The sequence below is a fragment of the Colwellia sp. C2M11 genome (assembly GCF_018860915.1).
Lineage (GTDB): Bacteria > Pseudomonadota > Gammaproteobacteria > Enterobacterales > Alteromonadaceae > Colwellia.
Window position 1 is genome coordinate 1 of record NZ_JAHKQD010000040.1, and the last position, 3565, is coordinate 3565.

Sequence of the window (3565 nt, forward strand, 5' to 3'; positions counted from 1 at the left end):
TTATTCTACAAGCTCGTTAGGCATTCAGGAGGTTTAACTATTTTTATCGCAATAAAAGTTACGCATATATTATTTGTTATTGCTTGGATGTCATGTCTGTTTGTTCTGCCTCGCGTCATTTTGCATTGGCGCAAAACATGCCATTCGAGTCAAGAGTCTGAAGCGTTCAAAAGCCTGTCAATTGGCTTATTTCGTTTTGGATCATTGATGGCTATCTTAGCTATTTCCTTTGGAATTTGGTTATGGAAAGCATTTGGTTTTAATGGAGCGTGGCTACATTATAAAATGGGATTTATCGTTCTTTTAATTGTTTATCATTTAATTAGCGGTAAATTACTTTTAAATATAATAAAAAATAAGCCATTTAAGAATAACGTAGCGTTAAGGTTATTTAATGAGTCTTCATTATTAATAGTAATTCCTATTATTTATTTTGTAGTGTCAAAAAATGCCTAACAAGAAATTAAACAAGGACAAAAAACAGTTGGCTTTTGCTCCTTCGTCGCTTATTTTAGCCAACAATTTTTTGCCTGTTAATTAGGCGTTAGCACTACAAGGAAAGTCTGGTGGATTGGAAGCATATAAAATATATATCAGTAGTTGTAGGTGTTATCTTAATCGCTACTCTTGCCTTCGTACTCGGCATAAGTTTTGGGGTTACTTATGAGAAAGACTCCTTTACTGAAATAGTCATTCCTGCTTTAAGTGCTATGGGAAGTTGGGTAGCTGGATTCGGTGCACTTGGTGCGGTTTTTACTTCTTTGTGGCTCGCGGAGCAACAAAGGAAAAATAGCGGTGAAAGTTTAAAATGTGTATTTGACGTATTTGTAATCCAAGGGGTTCCTGACGATTCACTTGGTGTTATTGTTACAAGTAATGGTAATAAGCCAAGTAACATTAATTCAATTACAATACACTCTTCCGACTCTACTGTTGCTATGTCTATTCAGCAATTCGCACCATCAAGTACAGCTTTACCAACTTATTTACCTTATGGGCAACAAGCATCATACCTTTTGTCATCGGACTTTAAATCCCACATTAATGATTATGTTAATAAGCACTGTTCAGGTTCATACAAAAATCTCGTACTCTCAGTTAATACAACGACTGACTCATTTAAAGTTAAGTTTGGTAAAACTGTTATAGAGCATTTAAAGTAGTGCTAACAAGTTACTCAAAAGGACGTAAAACGCTTGGCTTGCGCTCCTTCGTGATACAAAGAGAGAAAAGAATACAAGAAAACAGAGAAAAGTGTGAAATTTTGTGAAATTGTGCGGAATTAAATGATTGAGTATTTGAAAGTTATTTTAATATAGTAAAAATCATTTAGCGGTGTACTTTTAGTTGTCTTAGCTCAAACTTGAACTGATTTTTTGGGTTTATAGGCTTAACCTTTCCTAACTGCCGCAAACACCATCATTATGGTCATTTGTCTTATAATTATTAGCGATCACTTTATGCCAGTAGCAGACATTTATTTTGATTTAACCACTTCACTATGACCAGAAGTGAAATATGTTATAGTTCCGTCAGCACTTATAACTTTGCCACTTCTCATTTCAGTTAGAATTGGCTTCAAACTTCCCAATTCGAAAAAACGGTCTTCAGCATTATTTTTCTCACATTCACCTAGAAAAAAACGAAATTCTTTTTGATATTCCAAATCTTGTTTTTTCACTATCAATGAATGTTTTAAATTATCATCGGTATAATTGACGATGTTCCCTTTAACTTTCAATCCAGATTTTTTAAGTAGTCGTTGTTTATAAGTTTCTATCTTTTTAACGTCTAAAAACACGAAATAACTACCGAAATTCATAAGCATTTTTGACAAGCTATCTTCAAATTTATTGTGAGATCCAAGTGCAAACCAACATTGTATAAAGGCATCTTTAGGTTCATGATTAGGGCAGATTAACAAATTATTTTTACTCTTCAAAATATCGATGCCATTAGCCCCTTCATATTTCGATATTATCTTTTCAAAGTTGTTGGTATCAGTAGAAAATTCAATACAAGATTCAAATTGGTCAGCTATACTAGGGTTAGGGTTAGTGCGATAATAATGCGGAGTTGCAAACTTAACTTTCCCACGTTTAAAACTATCCATATGCTCTTTACATGAGAAAAATTTCAATAATCCGTGTATTGGGTATGAGTTATCCATCATTCGAGAAGCCTTAAATTTTTAAAATCTAGTTGCTAGATTATACCAAATATATCTTTAGTTAAACTCTGGTATTTCAAAATGTTAGATAAAGTATGAGTTACTTCATTTTTTGATGAGTTGCTTTCATTTGTATTGCAGTAGTTGAACATCTTGATTATCAGTTAAAACGCCAGTTGGTTCTGGCGTTCGTCTACTTCTTTTTGATGTGCTTTCTTAACAATAAAATAGGACACCCATCTTTTATTGTTGTCGTAATACACCAAATCCGATTTAATAACGCAATTTTGTGTGGAAAGCGAGCATTAATATGCTCACTTTCCACATAGGTAATCTTCTAATTTATTGATTTTTAGTATTTAATTTTTTAAGCACTGCGTCATACTCAGCACAAAATAACTGAGTATGACGCAGTGCTTAGTTTCTACAAACGTAATGTTTAAAATAAAACCACCTATTTTACTATAAAGCTTTGACAGGTAATGATTTAATTATTATTGTTTTGTTATTCTTTTATTTCATAATCCGTTACTATCGTGAATTATGGATAATATACTGTTAGGTTTCACAAGGAAGTTACGTATTAAAATTCATAGAGTGTATAAAAAACTACGTAAAAAGCGCTTTGGTTATCGTTTGATTGGTTGGTGGTTGTTTTTCTGTGGCTTTATCTTGTTATATTCATCAGTCGGTCTTCTATTAGATCCTGAATCAGAAATTCTACTAAATGGTGTTCCTACAAAATCAATGGAAGTTAAGCGTAATGCCGTTTTGTTCACTATTGTGTTTCCAATCGTTGGCGGGTTACTTGCGTTTATCCCTAAACGTCGTTTAAATAAACTTTTAATTTGGCAAGCTCGCATTAATCCATTTTTTGCAGGTAAGAGTAAGTAAAACCTAACAAGAATTTAAAGCGGGACTGCTAACAGTTTGCTCGGTTTCGCTTCGCTACACATTTTAGCAAACTATTTTCAGCCCCTTAAATGGGCGTTATACGTACAAGAGAATAAAATGAAATATTTAATAATTGTAGAAACTAATATAAGTAACCCATCTTGGGTAAACGAGTATTTAGAAAAAGTTACCCCACTTGTAATATCCCATGGCGGAAACTATTTAACACGCACTTCAAATATTGAATTGCTTGAAGGAAGTGATGCACCCCAATTTTCATTGGTTGCAGAGTTTTCATCTAAAGATGCTGCGTTAGGCTTTTATAACTCAGAAGAATACAAGCCTTTTAAAGAAAGTAGGCAATCTGGTTCAGAAAGTAAATTTTTGTTAGTTCCTGTTGAAAATGGCACCGTATAACAAGCGCATTAAAAATCGCCCACAAAAAGCGTGGGCTGGACTCGCTACCGCTCGCCTTTTATGCGGGCGTTGAGGCTGTAGAAT

At 33.7% G+C, this 3565-nt stretch carries 5 protein-coding genes; 4 read left to right on the plus strand and 1 reads right to left on the minus strand.

Annotated elements, in window-relative coordinates; genetic code table 11:
* A partial coding sequence (locus tag KO509_RS11255) for a CopD family protein (protein WP_215973375.1) occupies positions 1-456 on the plus strand: 456 nt, incomplete at its 5' end.
* A 110-nt stretch (positions 457-566) separates the two neighbouring features.
* The gene (locus KO509_RS11260; RefSeq protein ID WP_215973376.1) at positions 567-1163 is read left to right on the plus strand and encodes a hypothetical protein; all 597 of its coding nucleotides are present in this window, start codon (positions 567-569) and stop codon (positions 1161-1163) included.
* Positions 1164-1477: 314 nt separating this feature from the next.
* Here the strand turns inward: KO509_RS11260 and KO509_RS11265 are convergent, their stop codons facing one another.
* On the minus strand, positions 1478-2173 hold the full coding sequence (locus KO509_RS11265) for a hypothetical protein (RefSeq protein WP_215973377.1): 696 nt from the start codon (positions 2171-2173) through the stop codon (positions 1478-1480).
* A 540-nt stretch (positions 2174-2713) separates the two neighbouring features.
* On the opposite strand from KO509_RS11265, the gene KO509_RS11270 reads away from it, so the two are divergent.
* Positions 2714-3064 carry a hypothetical protein gene (locus tag KO509_RS11270; RefSeq protein ID WP_215973378.1) on the plus strand — a complete coding sequence of 117 codons (351 nt, stop codon included), beginning with the start codon at positions 2714-2716 and terminating at the stop codon, positions 3062-3064.
* A gap of 117 nt (positions 3065-3181) precedes the next feature.
* A complete protein-coding gene (locus KO509_RS11275) occupies positions 3182-3481 on the plus strand; it encodes a DUF1330 domain-containing protein (protein ID WP_215973379.1) in 300 nt (99 codons plus the stop codon).
* Positions 3482-3565 lie beyond the last annotated feature (84 nt).